Source organism: Planococcus sp. YIM B11945 (assembly GCF_050864155.1).
Lineage (GTDB): Bacteria > Bacillota > Bacilli > Bacillales_A > Planococcaceae > Planococcus.
The window spans coordinates 461050-478481 of record NZ_JBOZWR010000001.1 but is presented as its reverse complement, the minus strand read 5'-3'; the positions used below and the strand labels follow the sequence as shown (position 1 = coordinate 478481).

Annotated in this window: 16 protein-coding genes and 1 pseudogene; 4 read left to right on the top strand and 13 right to left on the bottom strand. The window is 43.3% G+C overall.

Annotation, left to right across the window (positions count from 1 at the left end; genetic code table 11):
* Positions 1–227: 227 nt before the first annotated feature.
* Together ACRRQV_RS02455 and ACRRQV_RS02450 are read left to right on the top strand one after the other, a co-directional pair.
* Complete coding sequence (locus tag ACRRQV_RS02455) at positions 228–1271, top strand: ArsR/SmtB family transcription factor (RefSeq protein WP_432527272.1); 1044 nt, start codon at positions 228–230, stop codon at positions 1269–1271.
* Positions 1268–2473 (top strand): MFS transporter, encoded by a 1206-nt coding sequence (locus ACRRQV_RS02450; RefSeq protein ID WP_432527270.1) that lies wholly within the window; start codon positions 1268–1270, stop codon positions 2471–2473. The genes ACRRQV_RS02455 and ACRRQV_RS02450 overlap by 4 nt, the downstream gene beginning before the upstream one ends.
* A gap of 209 nt (positions 2474–2682) precedes the next feature.
* Here the strand turns inward: ACRRQV_RS02450 and ACRRQV_RS02445 are convergent, their stop codons facing one another.
* Positions 2683–5754, bottom strand: a complete 3072-nt coding sequence (locus ACRRQV_RS02445; protein ID WP_432527268.1) for a cell wall-binding repeat-containing protein — start codon at positions 5752–5754, stop codon at positions 2683–2685.
* A gap of 315 nt (positions 5755–6069) precedes the next feature.
* On the opposite strand from ACRRQV_RS02445, the gene ACRRQV_RS02440 reads away from it, so the two are divergent.
* On the top strand, positions 6070–6714 hold the full coding sequence (locus ACRRQV_RS02440) for an HAD family hydrolase (RefSeq protein ID WP_432527733.1): 645 nt from the start codon (positions 6070–6072) through the stop codon (positions 6712–6714).
* Between the two features lie 49 nt (positions 6715–6763).
* Here ACRRQV_RS02440 and ACRRQV_RS02435 read toward each other — a convergent pair whose 3' ends face one another.
* The 8 genes and pseudogenes from ACRRQV_RS02435 to ACRRQV_RS02400 form a co-directional block, all read right to left on the bottom strand.
* Entirely contained in the window at positions 6764–7741 is a 978-nt protein-coding gene (locus tag ACRRQV_RS02435; RefSeq protein WP_432527266.1) for an NADP-dependent oxidoreductase, read from the bottom strand.
* Positions 7742–7781: 40 nt separating this feature from the next.
* Positions 7782–9023, bottom strand: coding sequence for an MFS transporter (locus tag ACRRQV_RS02430; RefSeq protein WP_432527731.1), 1242 nt, complete (start codon positions 9021–9023; stop codon positions 7782–7784).
* A 256-nt stretch (positions 9024–9279) separates the two neighbouring features.
* On the bottom strand, positions 9280–9891 hold the full coding sequence (locus ACRRQV_RS02425; RefSeq protein ID WP_432527264.1) for a HEAT repeat domain-containing protein: 612 nt from the start codon (positions 9889–9891) through the stop codon (positions 9280–9282).
* A 43-nt stretch (positions 9892–9934) separates the two neighbouring features.
* The gene (locus ACRRQV_RS02420; RefSeq protein ID WP_432527262.1) at positions 9935–10774 is read right to left on the bottom strand and encodes an ankyrin repeat domain-containing protein; all 840 of its coding nucleotides are present in this window, start codon (positions 10772–10774) and stop codon (positions 9935–9937) included.
* 48 nt (positions 10775–10822) lie between these two features.
* A pseudogene (locus ACRRQV_RS02415) lies at positions 10823–11272 on the bottom strand (DUF5063 domain-containing protein).
* Positions 11253–11411 carry a hypothetical protein gene (locus ACRRQV_RS02410; RefSeq protein WP_432527260.1) on the bottom strand — a complete coding sequence of 53 codons (159 nt, stop codon included), beginning with the start codon at positions 11409–11411 and terminating at the stop codon, positions 11253–11255. Before ACRRQV_RS02410 ends, ACRRQV_RS02415 begins: the two are co-directional and overlap by 20 nt.
* A 177-nt stretch (positions 11412–11588) precedes the next feature.
* Entirely contained in the window at positions 11589–11894 is a 306-nt protein-coding gene (locus ACRRQV_RS02405; RefSeq protein WP_432527258.1) for a hypothetical protein, read from the bottom strand.
* Between the two features lie 748 nt (positions 11895–12642).
* Positions 12643–13116, bottom strand: coding sequence for a barstar family protein (locus ACRRQV_RS02400; protein ID WP_432527256.1), 474 nt, complete (start codon positions 13114–13116; stop codon positions 12643–12645).
* Between the two features lie 387 nt (positions 13117–13503).
* On the opposite strand from ACRRQV_RS02400, the gene ACRRQV_RS02395 reads away from it, so the two are divergent.
* Positions 13504–14223 carry a glycoside hydrolase family 25 protein gene (locus ACRRQV_RS02395; protein ID WP_432527254.1) on the top strand — a complete coding sequence of 240 codons (720 nt, stop codon included), beginning with the start codon at positions 13504–13506 and terminating at the stop codon, positions 14221–14223.
* 450 nt (positions 14224–14673) lie between these two features.
* Here the strand turns inward: ACRRQV_RS02395 and ACRRQV_RS02390 are convergent, their stop codons facing one another.
* The 4 genes from ACRRQV_RS02390 to ACRRQV_RS02375 form a co-directional block, all read right to left on the bottom strand.
* Positions 14674–15153, bottom strand: a complete 480-nt coding sequence (locus ACRRQV_RS02390; RefSeq protein ID WP_432527252.1) for a hypothetical protein — start codon at positions 15151–15153, stop codon at positions 14674–14676.
* 14 nt (positions 15154–15167) lie between these two features.
* Positions 15168–15602: a DUF4362 domain-containing protein gene (locus ACRRQV_RS02385; protein ID WP_432527250.1), complete on the bottom strand. Its 435-nt coding sequence runs from the start codon at positions 15600–15602 to the stop codon at positions 15168–15170.
* 143 nt (positions 15603–15745) lie between these two features.
* Entirely contained in the window at positions 15746–16966 is a 1221-nt protein-coding gene (locus tag ACRRQV_RS02380; protein ID WP_432527248.1) for an MFS transporter, read from the bottom strand.
* Between the two features lie 134 nt (positions 16967–17100).
* Positions 17101–17424, bottom strand: coding sequence for an ArsR/SmtB family transcription factor (locus tag ACRRQV_RS02375; protein WP_432527246.1), 324 nt, complete (start codon positions 17422–17424; stop codon positions 17101–17103).
* Positions 17425–17432 lie beyond the last annotated feature (8 nt).

The window sequence follows — 17432 nt, the reverse complement described above, 5'->3', positions numbered from 1 at the left end:
TACATCTAACATACCATAACCGCTGGTAAATAATTCATAAAATTCAAGTGAATATTGAGCAGACTTTCTTACAATAAAAATGGGGTAACCAATTATTATTCATCACTTTTTATGAAGAAATAGTAAATAGGCACGCTTACATTGCTAAGTTATTTATTCGATATTTATTGAACATTAAATTCAACTGTTATAGAATTTAAATCAACAGTAAGTTAGGAGGAAGCCTTTTGAAAATATTACATGCTGACTCGCCGACAGAAACCGTCGCCATCCAAGTGGAACAATCGCCTGTATGGGAGTTGATCTTAGGAATTGCCGGCTATACACATGAACAACTGCGGCATACATTTGAACTGGATGAAGAGTGGAAAACCGGAGAAGACGCCATGCCTTCTTCTCTTGTCGCACGTTTAAACGAAATAAAAGAGACAAATCTTTGGTACGGCATGATATTGCTGCAAAACCAATTTGCTGCGGCTTCTGTTCAAGACTTCACGGATCGACTGCATGCTGCTTCAACTGCTGATTTTTATGAATGGCTTCTTCCCTATCAGGACCGGGAACTCGAACCCCTTAGAAAAGCTACCGCTGCCAAACCGAATCATCCTGCCCTTTGGAAAAATTACGCCACTCTGTTTAAAGGCCATGACTATTTAGAAGGATACGTCGAGCAGTTATACCGGCTTTCGCAATCCGAGGTGAGTGATTTGATGGCTGCCGTATTGGAAGAATGGGAGCAGTGGATGGCCGAAAAACAGGGATGGGGCAGATGGCTGCAAGCCCTTGCGTTTGAACAAAAACAAGCTGGCCAATTAGATCTTCACAATCCAGCTGCCGAGATCGAACGCGTGACAGGCGGTATCGATTATATGCCGGAGCCATCAGTCTGGACCATCAAACTCGTTCCGCAAGTGTCTTACCGGCCCTGGGTGCTGACCATACGTACAGCTGACACGAAGCTGTTCTTTTATCCCGTAAAAGAAGAACATTTGCTTGAACCGGGAGTTCCTTCTAAAGAATTGATAAGCGGCCATAAGGCATTGGGCGATGAACTTCGGTTGAAATTATTGTATCAGCTCCAAGAAAGCCCCTTGTCCCTCCAGGAAATGAGCGGGCAGTTCAACATTTCAAAAACGACTCTTCATCACCAGTTGACGTTATTGAAAGCGGCGAAATTTATCAGCGTCGACAAAGGGGTTTATTCCATCAATGCTAAAAAGCTGGAGGACTTCACACAGAAATTAACGAGTTATTTTGGCCTTAAAGTATGAAAAGGTATTCGAAAAAATTCGAATACCTTTGGGTGGGAGAAATCGTCTCAGAATTTGGCGGAGCGGCAGGCGCCATTGTCAACGGGTTGTTGTTGTATGAGTTGACCGGATCACGGGAATGGATGGGCATTCTTTGGCTCGTCTATTTTCTGCCTTCTTTGGTGCTGCAAGGCATCAGTTCCCCTTTTCTTAATTATGTCATCAAAGAAAAAATGCTCAAAAACATTCAACTGATCCGGGCCGGTGCTTACCTGATGCCCTTAATCGGATTTGGGCTTGAAACGGATACGGGCATCATTATTGGCTTGGTTATTCTGCAATGCACATTGGGACTGCTTCAGCCCATTTTTGCGAGCTTATCGTTTTCCTTGTTGCCGGAAATTTGCACACCGAAAGAATTGGCTGATGCCAATGGCTTGCTCGATGGCACGCTTCGTCTAATGAGTTTTTTGGCACCTGGTGCGACATCGCTTTTGCTGCTGCTAATGCCGATTCAATGGATTCATGGCATTTCAGCCCTTTTGTTCTTTTTCAGTTTCCTGGCGCTTACACGCCTCCCACCTTCCCCCAAGCAAAAGGCGGCTGTGTGGACGAAGAAGTTTTGGTGGTCGGAAACGAAAGAAGGCTACCGCAGTTTTTTCAGCCACCCTCAGCTTCTCCGGCTGACGCTCTTGTCTTCAACCGTTCAGTTTGCGGTTGGGGCGACGTTGGTGTTAAGCATTCCGTTCATTCGCGGGGAACTTGGCGGTGAGACGTGGGAATATGCTATTTTTAACGGCGCTTTTCCGATCGGCTACGTGCTGGGCATGCTTCTTTTGACGAAGCTTCCTAAAAGCGATCGAACGATGTACATTGGGTTGATTGGAGGCGGAATGTCGTTTTTGCTGCTGGCGTTTGTTTATTCGGTTCCCTTTGCCTGGCTATGCGAATTGCTTGGCGGTCTGCTGTTCCCGCTTTTCAATGCCCAAAGCGCTGCGGTTTTCCAGCGTGAAGCTCCGAGAAATCGCCTGGCGCAATTAAGTGCGGTCCGGTTGTTGTTCCTGCGCGTCACGATGCCGCTAGGAATTCTTTTCGCTTCTTTGCTGACACTGGAAATCCGCTATGTGTATATCGGAATCGGTACAATTATCCTCTTGCCTGGCGTTTATTATTTACTGAGTTCTGTTCAAACGAAGAAAACCTTAATCCCAGGTAAAGAGTAGTTGCCTGAATCGGCGTAATTCGTTCAATAAAATAAGCACATCAAAGTTTCGCATTTGCATAGTAGATCAAATGATTACTAGCTATCAGATTGTTTCGTTAATTCGATTATAATAGATTTTCAAGTGCTACTAACTAGTAAAAATTAGGATTCGTGTCAAAACAAAAGCAGGCATTGAGAAAATCTCAATGCCTGCTTTGTTTTAGTTTGTTATTCAAACAATTGTTTGATGCTGTCTGTCGGCAATGCGCCTTCTCCGCCGAGAATGTAGATCTCGTTTGCGGATTTCAATTGGTTTTGAACCGTATTAACTGTCGCTTTGTCTGGTGCTTTTGGTGAAGTCAAAACTAGCGGTGCCTTCTGTTTCGCTGCTAGCACTGATCCCGCCAATGCATCCGGATAGTTGGTGCCAGTTGAAATGTACATCTTCGTCAGATCCATAGATCCTTTGAAGTATTCAATGATGGCACTGTTCGTTTCGTACCGTGAAGCTCCTGAGATGCGCACAACGTTTTTCGCTTCTTTTGCTGCTTTATCCGAAACTGCGCTTTTTCCGCCAATGACATACGTTTTCTTATATGCTTTTGACGCAAAGTGGGCTTTAACTTCCGGAGATAATGCAGTCGATTTCGTCAATAAAATCGGCATCTTTTTGTTTCCAGCAACTGGGGCGATCGACAAAGCGTCTGCAAATGTGGAACCGGTAGCTATCACTGCTTCTGTGGCTCCGTTCATTTCTTTCGCTATGTTTACGGATGTTTCGTAACGGTTTTTCCCGCTGATCCGTTTGATGCTTGTTTGCTTAATTCCGAGGCTGACAAGTTCTTTTTCCACCTCGGACTGGATGGCTGTCTTGCCGCCGATCAAAATGACTTCTTTTGTTTTCAGTCGTTTCAATTCATTTTTTACTGCTGTTGGCAAGGCATCTTTTTTCGTCAATAAAAGCGGCGCGTTGTAATAAGCAGCTAGCGGCGCGGCACTTAAAGCATCCGGGAAGTCTCCGCCGGTAGCAAGAAGCACTTTGTCTGAAGTGGCCCAGCCTTTTTCAGATACTTTCACTGCTGTGTCGTAGCGGCTAGCTCCACTGATTCTGTCAGCTGTGTGGTATTTGTCGAACAATGCTTGGATGGCTTGTTCTGCATTTAAGCGGCCCCATCCTGAAACCAAATCATAGCCTTCAACCAGTTCGTCCGGTTCATATGGGTAACCGGGTTCCTCTGAATCGTCATCCCCAATGATAATTGGTGGATACATATCATCGTATTGAGGGCGATCTTCTTCTTTAAAGGCAACATCATCCGCAGAAACAGTAAGTAGCGTCTGAATTTGCCCAGATGTTAAAGCCGGATTAAGTGATTTCAAGACCCCTGCAACTGCGGCTACGTGCGGCGTAGCCATAGACGTTCCAGACATAAGCGTTGCATTTCCATCTGGTACAAGGCTCGGAATATCCGATCCCGGTGCAACCAGGTCCAGTCCTTTGCCGTAGCTTGAGAAATCAGAAACAAGATCCAAGCGGTTTGTTGATCCTACAGCAATCGTGTATTTAGACGATGCCGGGTAAGAAAGTTCTTCGTATCCATCGTTGCCAGAAGCGGTAACGATCGTCACGCCGCGGTCATAGGCGTATTTCAATGCGTACTCAATCACTCGGCTATAGCCGCCGCCCAGGCTCATGTTGATAATGTCTGCTCCTTGGTCAGCCGCATAAATGATGCCGTATGCGATTTTTTCGCTATCCCCGCCTCCAGCGTCATCCAACACTTTCACCGGAAGAATCTTCGTGAATTGGTTGATGCCTGCCATGGAGTAATCGTTGTTTGCTTCTGCCGCAATAATGCCAGCGACATGAGTTCCATGCCCTTGATCATCAATTGCTTCGTGATCGTTGTTGATAAAATCATAGCCTGTGCCAGCAATTTGATCCTGAAGATCAGCGAGCGTGTAATCCACCCCCGTGTCGACAACAGCTGTAATGGTTTCGGTCATCTTTTGGCCTTGAAGCGAATCGCTCATTGGTTCAAAGCTGATGTCTGCCCCTTTGATGCCCATGCCTATGCCCGAATTTGAAAGCGACCATTGTTCGTCGTAATACGTGTCCGCTGCAAGCATTTTGTAGTCCTGGACCGGTTCGATAAATTCCACTTCCTGCAAAGACTCTAGTACTTTAACGGTTTTATTGACACTTGAAGCCGACATTCCCGCTGCTAAGTCCACAACATGGAATTGGTCAAATTTCGGTGAAGAAGCTTTAAATTCGGATACCGATTGAATGCTCGAAGATGAAGCTTTGAATTTGTTAAGTGATGCACCGTCTTTCAACTTCACGATGACGCGGTTTGAAGTCACTTCTTTTTTGACAAAGCCCGTTTTCATCATTACGGACATGACTGAACGATTCGCCAACGAATTAATGCCGATTGAATCTCCAGCTTTTTTCACTTCGCTCCGTAGTTTTTCGGGAGCCGCTTTTAATGATAGTTCGTACAATTCCGTAATGGCTTTTTGATCGGCAACTGTAATCATTTTTGAACTATAGAAGCCGTCTTGCGCAATTTTGTCCATCAATCCATCAAGCTGCTTCAAGTTGCGGGAAAGTGAATCTCTCACCGATGCATCCTTGATGGCCTGGAAGCTGATGAATGGAGCAATTTTATAATAAAGCTTTGTCAATTCTTTGCCGCTTTCAGTCTGCGAAAGCACGTCGCTGCGGATAGTTCGCAAGTTATCAAGCAAATCCTGTTCAGAAAGGTTGGTCCCTTCCAGGACAAGTTCTGCCGGACACTCTTCTCCTGCGATCATCCGACCTGCTTTTAATTTTGTTCCTTTAAAGGCAACTGTGAATTTGGTATCTGTGATTTCTTCCGTTTCACCTAAAAATCCTCCATTGTAGGAAGAAACTTTTATGTAATAAGGGCCGTCCCAAGAAATTGGGAATTGAATAGATGCGGTTTGATCCAGATAAGAATAATTCCGGTAATGATCAAACGTCTGATCAATAGCCGCTCTTTCAGCACTTGAGTACACGGCATACGTCAGTTCCTGATCCGACTCAAGTGAAATGTCGAAATGCGAATACTGCTCCACTTGTTCGGGTGTGACGTCTATTTGGTACCAGCGTTCCGTGGCGTCTTCCGAAATGGTCCCCGACAAACCTTTTCCTTCTGTTAATACTTCCGCATCCACTTGATTTGCAGCGTTTGCTGTTTGTTTTGCAGGTAATACCCCTAATATTGATACCAACAGTATAAAACTGATGATGATCTTTAAAGTGCGATCCATTGCATCCCCTTCTTTTCTATATATTTACAGTTTAATTAAACCACAAATTGATACAGAAAAATAGAAATATTTGAAAATAATTTTAGGTATTATTTATTACTTTCTTGGAGAAACTAGTTCTTTTTCAGGGACAAGGAAAGGTAAATAGAATCAGGTTGTTTTTATTGAGAAGATATTTGCGATCACTAAAGTGTTACTTACATTATTTTTTGAACTTATATAATCGTATAGAAAAATCAAAGTCGTTAATATAGTATGTAAATAACATGGAATTCAGTCACGACTTAATAAGTTCAAGAAAGGACGGCGATCCCCATCAAAGCAGTTATTTTTGATTTTGACGGTACTTTGGCGAATACCTTGCCTGTTTGCGATTTTGCTTTTCAGCACGTCTTTAAGAAATTCGATCAACGCGAGCTCACTTCCGAGGAAATCCGAGCCATGTTCGGGCCATCGGAAACCGGCATTATCCAGAAGAATTTAATCCATATGAACAAAGAAGAAGCAATTGAATTGTATTATACGAAATACCTGGAACATCACGCGGAGTTTGTCGAGCATAATAAGGAAATCGAAGATTTGCTGCGGCACTTAAAAGAAAAAGGGGCGAAAATAGGAATCGTTACGGGGAAAGCGAGAAGAAGTTTAGATATTTCGCTGCAAGCGCTCGGGATGGAATCTTATTTCGATGCCATTATTACCGGCGATGATGTCATCAATCCGAAACCGGATCCGGAAGGCGTTTTCAAAGTGTTACATTTATTAAACGCTGCACCTCAAGAAGCGATGTTTATCGGTGACAGCGATGCGGATATTCAAGCGGGAATCCAAGCCGGCGTTTTTACCGTAGGCGTCCACTGGCTGCCTGATTTTCAAACTTTAGAGTTTGCGGTTGCGCCGAATTCTTCTTATAATACCGTTTCAGATTTTATGGCTTCCTTAGCAGATCGCAACTCTTAAACAACAGGGCTGGGCCAAGCATCATAATGCTTGGCCCAGCCTTTAAATTTCACCTGATTTTCAAGCAAATCTTCCCCGAATAATGTCTCGATAATGCGAGGTGCGCAGAAGAAGCGTCTTCTAGCGCAAAGCTTCCTCCAATATGCGCTTTTACTTGTCCAGTCTCCAAATAATTTTTAAACCGGCTGATGATGTCCGCATTCGGTTCCCCGTTATAGCCTGTCGTCTCAACTTCTCCAACCGGCTCCGGGTAGACCCCGTTCGGGAAGACCGCCCGCCCATCTTTTTTCATCGCTTGCAAAATGAGGTTCGCTTGCTCACCGCCCGCTGTGAGTAAAGCGGCATCAAATCCGCTTGGCGCAAACGATTGCAAAGCAGCCAGCAGATCCTCTCTATATCCGTCGACTACATTTTCTATGCCGAGCTTCCTCACCATTTCTACTCCGTCATTTCCTGAAGCCACCGCGAATACTCTTGCTCCCATCCCTTTCGCAAGCTGTACCGCTATATGGCCAATTCCGCCGCTTGCGCCAAAAACGAGTATGGATTCGTCTTGTTTGAGTTTCAGCACATCCTCCAAACCGCGGAGTGCCGTTGTCCCGACGCCGGAAACAACGCCGGCTTCTTGCCCAGGCATGCTGCTTGGAATATGCATGACAAGTTGAGAATCTACCGCAACATACTCCGCATAAAAACCGCCTTTCGGATTCATAAAACTGGTGCCGATGACGCTGTCTCCTACAGTGAATCCACTAACCTTTTCCCCTATGGAAACAATCGTTCCTGAACCTTCAGATCCTAAAACATAAGGGAATTTTGTTTCCACTCCCATCATTTCCGCATAGCCGCCTTCTCTTTCAAAAACGTCCCATGTCCCGATACCGGCATATTCAAGTTTTATCAATACTTCATTTACATCAATCTTTGGCATTGGGATAAAGTCCGTGACAAGTTGTTTCTCGTTACCAAATTGGTTCAACACCGCTGCTTTCATTAAACCGGAGCGGATATCCGCTTGAGTATTCATCGCTGTTTCTCCCTTTCGTCTTTATTTAATAAAACTCAACTCAACTTTTTCGGGACCACAGCATCACCGGAATCAAAAGCAGCGACAACAAGCCGCCGCTCAATGCCAACCCAGCAAAACTCGATCCGGCCACGACCATGCCGGACAACGTGCCCCCGGAAGCGCCGGATAATGCGACAAACACATCAACATTGCCTTGGGTTTTAGCGCGGCTCGCTGAGTCTGTTGAATCAACCAATTTCGTCGTTCCGCTGATCAACCCCATGTTCCAGCCGATTCCAAGCAACCCTAAAGCGAGTATAAGAGAGACCAATGAATCGCCTGGAGTCAACGCGGCTATGGCACTCGCAAGTGCCAGAGTTGCACCTGCAGCAACCGACATACTCGTTGTGCCAAATTTGTCCACCAGAATCCCAGTAAACAGCGACGGCAAGTACATAGCACCGATGTGGACGCCGATTACAAGCCCGATGTCTCCCAGGTCATGGCCATGCCGCCCCATATGGACAGGCGTCATTGTCATAATGGCAACCATGATCAGCTGCGTCATCACCATGATTGCAGCACCGACAGTCACGCCTTTTTTGTTGGAGGGTTGAGCCGCTTTAGCTGAAGCGTCTTGAAGGCCATTCTTTTGGTTGTAAGCTTCGATGGCATTTGCAACCAACAGCGGATCCGGACGAAGCAGCAGGAAAATGACCAATCCTGCGAGCAAAAAGGCAGAGCCCGATAACAAAAATGGGCCAGCCAGCGCCGGAATCCCGATGGAAAGAGCGAATTTCCCCATGATATCGACCAGGTTCGGGCCGGCAAACGCACCGAATGTGGTCGATACCAAGATGATGCTTATGGCTTTCGCCCGCTGGTTTTTGCCTGCCAAATCCGTTCCGGCATAGCGCGTCTGCAAATTGGTCGCGGCGCCCGCTCCGTAAATGAGCATTGAAACGATCAACAGCGGAAGGCTGTTGAGTATCGCGGCAAAAACGACGCCGAGACCTCCGCTTCCTCCAAGCAAAAAGCCCGTGGTCAATCCGGGACGCCGCCCGAAGCGCTGCGAAAGGCGTCCGACGAACCAGGCCGTTCCTGCCGAGCCAAGCGTAAACAATGCAATCGGCAGCCCTGCAAAAGCGGCTGTGCCCAGCATTTGCTGAGCCAATAAGGCGCCAACTGTAATTCCAGCGGCTAACCCAGCACCGCCGAAGAGCTGTGACAGGCTCGCGACAAAAATAGTGCGCCAATATAATTTTTTTAAACTTTCCGGTGAGTCTAAGAATGGCTGCATGGCGTCGTCGGTTTTTGCACGCAAAATTTTCACCTACTTTTATCGGAATGCTCTAAAAGGGTATTGCTGAGAAAAAAAACCGTCCGTTCAGTTTTTAATCAGTGCAACTCTTAATTACTGGCTGTTAGCTTTTTCAATTTTTTTAAACTTAGTTCTTCTAAGGCATTTTGCATGGAGGATCGCGCTGCAATTGTCGCTTCTCTCCGCAACGCAGTCTCTAGTGATTTTTGAATTAGTTTTTCGTTGTCTTGGTCTGCTAAATCGACAACGTTATTGGCGACAGCACACCTAACGTGATAGCTGGGTCTTTTAATAAGTTCAAAAGCGATTTCAGGTAGATTTTGTAACCTAATAAATACAATTCAATATAGAAACCAACTTTTGCCGTACTGCTCGTTTCCTTCTGGAGATAAGTTAGCAGGACTGGTATCACTGTATCAGTGCCTAACTTTCCAAGTCCTTCAGCTGCAAACCTTCGTACAAGTTCGTCCTCATCCTTCAATGCTTTTATTAGAAATTCTTCTGCTCTTGGATCTCTCATTTCTCCTAATGTTTCTACTGCTGACATACGCACTAGTTCCTCACTGTCTTTTAACCGACTCACAACAGCTCTAAAAACATCATCTCCGGTATACCCCCACAAAGCCTCGAGCGTTTGATGCCGGATTTCTTCCTCAAGATGTTCGGTCCATGGCAATAAGATGGATTTTATTTCATCACTAAGAGGAAACTCACCTAGAGTTTGGATGGCTATTAACTTAACCATATAATCTTCATCCTCTAAAAAAACTGCAATTTCCACTGCAGACTCTGGTCCGTCTTTTGTTTGCAACTCTCGTATTTCATTTATTTTTTGCTCTGTATTCATGGCGGCAAGTTCAACTCCTTCACTCTGTTAAAGTGAAATCTGTTTAGGAAGTTTGATACGGTCCCATTAAATTGGCTAATTTTATACCGGTTGAGCTCACGATGTCCTTCTTGGCCCCATGCTTCAGAAGAATATTTACCACCTCTTCATTAAAAGTTTCGGCCGCATAAAACAAAGCCGTTTTCCCTTGCCAATCTTTTATTTCCGTGCCAGCTCCGTTGTTGAGAAGGACTTTTACCACTTGGGGATGGTTAAAAGCGCTGGCAATCATCAATGGCGTAATCCCGCCTCTCGGTTCATTCACTTCTGCCCCATGCTGAATTAAATACTCAGCAAGCATTGCGTTTCCTTTTCCCGCCGCGATGTAAAGAGGCGTAAAACCGCTCTCCGTTTGTTTCGATAAATCCGCACCGTTTGTGACCAATCGCTTCACACAGTCGATCTGCCCTTCTTGCACCGCCCAGTGCAACGGGGTATAGCCTTTTCCGTCATCGTCTTGGCTGTCGAGCGGCACGTTTTTCTCCATCAGAATGCTCAAAATCAAAACGTCCCCTTTTGCTGCAGCTGCATGAAGCGGCGTAAAGCCTTTCCGGCTGCTCAATAGATCACTGTCCTGCTCGATAAGGAACTTGGCAATCGCCGAATGCCCCTTGTTTATCGCGACTTCCAATGGCGTGAATTCTTGAATATCCTTGGCATTCACATTTGCCCCAGCCCCCACTAAAAAAGTGGCCAGTTCTTCATGGCCCTCTTGCACCGTCCAATGCAAAAGCGTATAGCCATCGGCATCTCCTTCATTAATCTCAAATCCTCTAGAAAGAATGTTCTTCAATCGCTGAATATCCCCATCTGCCGCTGCTTGAAAAACATCTTTGGCCGGCATGTCAATTCCTCCCACTTTTTAACAACTCAAGCTTTGATTCTATTAAACTTATGGATAGATAAGCGAATGCAGAGAACGAATGGCACTTGCCGCATGCCGCCCCCAATGTATTTCAAAGTGGAATTTCCACTCCCAAGCCGCTTCAACAAAAGCCTCTTGTTCATATAACAGCAAGCCCCTTTTAACATCTGTATAAATATCCGAAAGATCATCAGACAAAAGGCCGGTCATCGGCTTTTTATCTTGATAAGGATCGAAGATTACGGACTATGCATCACTATTTCCGACATCTACGTGCGGCACTGTAAATGTCAGATTGATTACTTCTTCCACTTCAGATGCAACGCTTGGAAGGCTAAAGGCTTTTACATAAAGCGTGGAAAGAGTGAAAAGCAATCCCTTTAATTCTTCGGTCCGCTTAAAAGAATGATCAGACTCAATCAGCTTACAATAGTTATTGGCTGCATCTTGAAATTCCTCAACTTCTTTGCCTGGCATACACCCGATCAACTCCGATGATTTTACTTGGTACGCTATATTCTCCTTTACTAAGTTCGCCTAATTTCGTTGCAATCCTTTTTTGCCAGCCGCTCCAATTTTCAACATCCATTTCGATAAGTTTGATTTTAATAGTCAAAAAAGAGAAAGCACTTCAAACGAAGTTCTTCCTCTTTAAATTAAGATTTATAAATAAAAGGACAGACAAATCGAAGCTTTTGGTTTAAACAATTATTCTTAGACGCCTTTTTCATTTCTTGTATATCGCATTTTTTAAACCAACCTGAACATGAATATAGCGCTCAAGGAAGTAAAACTAGATCTCTTCATATGGCCAAGTATGAAAAATTGCAGAAACTCCATATTCCACTGCTTCATCAAAGCAGTTTAGTGAATTTAAAAGCTCTGGATCATTTTCATAGAGCTCTCGAGAAGCAGTATATTGGGAATCAAGTCTAATTATTTTCCAGCCTTCTTCATTAATATAGTTTCTTGCTTCCGCAAATGCTAAGTTTAAATCTATTGAATGGACCCAACAATTTACAAAAGCTCCTTCAAATTCTTCTATTTCCGGATTATCAAGCTTTGGTAAGGCTTCAAACGTAAAGAAGTAGATAGCCATTGCATCCTCTCCATTCTTCTAGTATTAGCAGGCTTTAAAATGGTTTATAGAGCTCCATTTTCCAAATCCAATAAATCAATGCGAGCATTCCACTGCAAAAAAGAAACACCACTAATTTAAAAAAGATTAAATAAAAGGATAACGGAAACATTTTTTTAGAAAGCCATAATACCTTCTCTAACACCAAAGCGAAAATATCGAGAGCCTAATTCCCATAACTGAGGAAATCCAATACTTCTTCGTCATCTTCCTCATATTTTTTTATAACTACTGCAAAGCAACTGATGGAAAGATAGACGAAGACAAGACTTGCTGATATTGCTAGTACGAGTTCGAGGGTTAGGGTCATGTAACACCTCCAAATAAGATTGGAGACCACAGATGCAGTTTTATTCAGGAGGATAATTAAGCAACTTTGTTTTTGAGTTTAAAGTAGAAGTACAACTGAATAACCGGAAGTATAAGAAACGGATAAAAATAAGGTTGCATCTGGAGAAAAAGGAGGGCCAAAAAGATCGGATAAAACAAGATGTTGCTAAACAAGATGAGCTGAGGCGATTTCTTTATTAGCCCATATCCCAAAAGCAAAAGAGAAGGAACGATCAGAACTAGCGGACCATTGCCGTATAAAAAACCGACGAGTTGTTCAATGGTTTTCATAAAACTGCCCCTTCCAGCATTTGATTTTTTCATAAAGTTTAAAATGGTTTACATGTATAAGGATTTAGTTCTTTCTATTTGCACCAAATCATTCTTCCCCATTCCACTGCGGAGACATTCCCCCTATCGGACGAATCTCTATTTCAGGATCGTTCGATTGAATAAAACTCAGCAATGCTTTTCCTTCCAATAAAAACTCCCAGGAATTCCAATGGATGATGTCTAATATACTTACGGCCACTTCATGATATTGAGCAAGGAATTTGTCGAAACCATTAAAAACCAATAAAATACCGGTGTGTTTTGGCTCTAAATCTGACAAACAATCCTTAAATGCATTTAAATTTTCACCGTAGTAGGCGGGAAACCCTAATGCCTTTGCGGCTTCTTTATGGAAAGCCTCCTCATCCCACTCTGCACAATCAAATCGAACTACCTCAAATCCTTCAGCTTTGACCTGCCTGATTTCTTTTTCTAAAATGCTGGTTTGGCTGTACATTATTACGCTGCCATTTCCCATCATTTTTTTCCAAGTAGAAGCTTGCCTTTGCACGTTTCTCACCTCTCATCCATTTATTTTAAATACTGTATTGGCATTCTTTACCTGTTCAATTTTAATTCTTCTTTTATTGTGTATTATCCTTTTTTAGTTCTTCATATAAAAAAAGAAAGAAACTATTGGCCAAGTTTCTTTCTTTTTATAAAGATAATTTATTAAAATTTTAAAGAAAGAAATCAAAAAACAAAATTGCCAAAATACTAAAATTGTTTGAGATATACGCAAGAAACCCCAGCTATTCCAGTTCGTCTTATTAAGAATCAGGATGTACTTTCTAGTGTAATGAAAGATTTTGATCGACCAGCAGAATAAAAAAGAACGTTTTCGCAAATATGGACTCGAAAGGTGTGGACTATGAGCATGAAGAATAAAACTAGAAGCAAAAGAAAAATGATTGCGTATCCGCTCATTTTTATTGTCATTTCAATTTTCTCGTTGGTTTTATTATGGCATCAAGGCATGATTATTCCCAATGCTTCGAGCGCAGAAGATTACCCGGTAAAAGGGATTGATGTAGCGTCTTACCAAGGAGATATTGAGTGGCCCCAAATCCAAAATCAGGATATCAAATTCGCTTTCATCAAAGCCACCGAAGGAAGCTCTTTTGTCGATGAATACTTCCAATCCAATTGGGATCATGCAGGAGATACGTCTTTGCGAATTGGAGCCTATCACTTTTTCAGTTACGAAAGCAAAGGGATAACGCAAGCGCAAAATTTCATTAACACAGTGCCAAAAGATGCTGACGCATTGCCGCCTGTGATCGACGTTGAATTTTATGGCGATGTAGAAAAAAACCTCCCCGAGCGGGAACAAGTTGAAAAAGAGCTGCAAGACATGGTGACTCTGCTTGAAAAGCATTATGAGAAGCGCGTCATTCTTTACACGACACAAAAAGCATACGACCTGTACATAAAAAACAGTTTCGAGCAATGCGATATATGGATACGAGCTGTATTTTCCAAACCTTCCTTATCCGACGATCGATCGTGGACTTTTTGGCAGTACACAGACCGAGAAAAGTTAGATGGCTATAACGGAAAAGAAAAATTCATCGATGTGAATGTTTTTAATGGCACTGAACAGGAGTTTGAAGAGTATGGCTATTAGTTCGATATTTAAGACTCTTCCTAGAATAGCCAGCAGCCCATTTTCACTCAATGCAGCACGAATTCACCTTAACTAAGTATATTCGTGTTAGAAAACGATGCTTTTCTTTTCCTTCACATACAAAAATGCCGCTGCAATAAAACAAAGCACAGAAAAGAAGCCGGCATATTGAATAGGCGTCTCACCCGAAAAGAAGTATAAAGAGATTGGAAAAGTGACAATTCCAAGCACTAAAAAGCTTTTCCAATTATGGACAATCAATGCATAAAAGAAAATGGCGATTGAAAATATGACGGACAGCCCAAATATAATGCTAAATAAAATTCCTATTCTAGCACCTCTTTAGCTTTTTTTAGATTGGTCTTTACTGATTTCCCTGAATTACTTGGAACCCCTTTACTATTAAGTGCGGAGAAATCTATTTTCTTTTTGTTACTGAAGAGCTAGAAACTAATCCACTTCCACTACAAACGTATAAGAAACTTCTCCGTTCTTCCAGTTCGCCAACACCTCATACGTATAACGGCCTTTGCTGGAAGGAGCGGTGAATTGATTGTTTTCTAAAACGATGTCTTTATCACGATCTTCTTCAGTCCATAAATAAACACGCTGCTTCGGATTTCCTTCAATTTCAATCACGATGTTTGTGCTCGGTTCCAACGCAATGGCTGGGAAATCTTCTGCCAGTTTGGATGGCGATGGAGCATCCGTTAAGACCGTTTCTGTTTCTGCCCCTTTTTTTCTTTCCCACCTACTATTGCCTTCCTCCATTTCGTAGATTTCTCCCTCAATATTAACTAGTCCAGCCATTTTTGGCGGAAAGTCAGTTGAAACCTCTTCCACAACAGTTGCCATTTCATTCGAAGCGTTTGTACAGCCCGTTAGTAATAGAATAGATGTAATCGTTAATAGCGAGTGTCTTATTTTCATACTTGACCCCTTTTCTATTTTTCCGAAACCACAAATAAAAGATTTTCTTCCAGGTCTTCACAGTCTCTTAACACATACTCTGACCCCTTAGTTGTCTTCTTCTCCTTTACTTCGCCGCATACTGTGCTCCAAATCTCACCCGAACCGTATGCATCTTCTGAACTGTCGATCGTAGTTTTAATAACGTCACCATCATATGCCAGTTCCTGAAAAATCGGATCTCCTTCGACCGTGTAGTGGATGAGTTGAATTCGATCCGACTCTTTTTGATTGAAATTCGTTAAAAAACGTTGAAACCGCTCTAAATTCTTTATTTCACCGGAAACAGGGCTTTCAATTGTGTCCGCAGCTTCGATTGAAAGAGCTCCACCGTTTTGATGTGTACCAGACAGCGCTTCTCCATGGCATCCCATTAAAATCAAACAACTGAATAAAACCATTCGTTTCATCTCTTTCCACCCCTTTTGCTGGATTAGACAAGAGTTCAACTAAAAAGTTACAGCCATTTGGTTTTAAAAGTCATTTTATTTTTCCAAAACTGTAAACTAGAGACAAAAAAACACCTTGCGATTGGCAAGGTGTTCACACTTCTTTATTTTGCCCCTTCCAGTGACACGGCACCGGAAGAGCTTTCTTTCGAATCCATACGATAGCTGGCGTAAGCCAAACCAGAGGCGATCAGCGCGCACAATGCGCCGACCCATGATAAATGGATGTAACTGCCATTTGCAACTACATAGCCGCCGAGTGTCGCTCCCAGCGCAATGCCGATGTTAACAGCTACTGGCGTTAGCGAAGAAGCGAAATCTTTGGCTGCCGGGAAATAGACACTCGCCAAGTTCATCAAATACAGTTGGATAGTCGCGTTCATGGCATAAATCATTACTGCCATCAGCATCAAGCTGATAATGCCGGCATAAGTGGATTCCATGGTGAAATACAGCGATCCTAAAATAACGGCTTGGACGATAAACACAAAGCGGAGCTTGCTTACGCCGTTGCGGCTGGCGATTTTGCCTGCCAAGATATTGCTGAGGATCGAAAACGCACCATAGCCAAGCAAGATGGCACTTACGTAGCTTGTGGAAATCCCCAGCCCTTCTTCCAGAATCGGCGTGATGTATGTGTAGATTGTATACGTTCCGGCGATTGAAAATGTCGGGATAAAGAAAGCCAAAATCATTCGTGGATTTGTCAGCAGCCCAAGCTGTTCTTTAGCGGACGCTTTTTGGACTTTCAGCTTTCTCGGCAGGATAAAAATGCTCATGACCAGACTAATGACGCCCAGCAATGTCGTGAACCAGAACGTCAATTGCCAGTTGCCGAGCTGCCCAATGAGTGTCCCGAGAGGAACGCCGATGACATTCGAAATCGTAAAGCCGGCGAAAATCAGCGCAATGATCGGCCCTTTTTTGCTTTCCGGCATAATGTCGCTGGCAATGCTCATCGACAGCGCAACCAAGACGCCGCTCACGACCGCGGTAATGATGCGAGAGAAAATCAACAATTCATAGGAACCGGACAAGGCACTGATGATATTTCCCACGATGAACAACGAAATTAACGTCAACATCAACGGGTATTTAGGAAAACGGCTGACAAAGGCTGTCAGCAAAGGCGTTCCGATGGCATACGCAATCGCAAATCCGGAAACTAACGTGCCCGCTGTAGCCAAGCTGATATGTAGATCGGAAGAAACTTCCGTTAAAAGGCCAACAATGACAAATTCACTCGTCCCCATTACAAACGTTAAAAGCGTTAATGTAAAAGCCAATACTTTTTGTTTCGTGTTCAACAATTCTGTTTTTACCAATTTAAAACTCACTCCTAAATTTACTTTCTCGCAACTGCTGCAAGAATGTTTTATTTTGATATAAATTGGTTCTGTTCATATTGATATATCTAAAAATATCGATATAAGAAATAAAAAAAAGACATGGCGCTGCCTTAGAGTTCTCCGTTGATAAAGGCTGCAATTTTCGCCAATGTCTCTTCGTTCCGCCGGTAATACGTCCATTGCCCGTAGCGCACCGCTTCCAACAAACCTGCTTTTTGCATGAGCGACAAATAATGGGACACGGTGGATTGCGATAAATTCACTTTCTCTTGAATATCCCCAACACATACGCCACCTTTAATGCTTACCTCCTTAGGCAAATGCGCTTGTTGCACTGGGAAATTCTTCTCTGGTTCTCTCAGCCATTTTAAAATATTAAGGCGTGTTTCATTAGACAATGCTTTGAATATATCCAACACATTTAAATTATCCATAAAAGCAT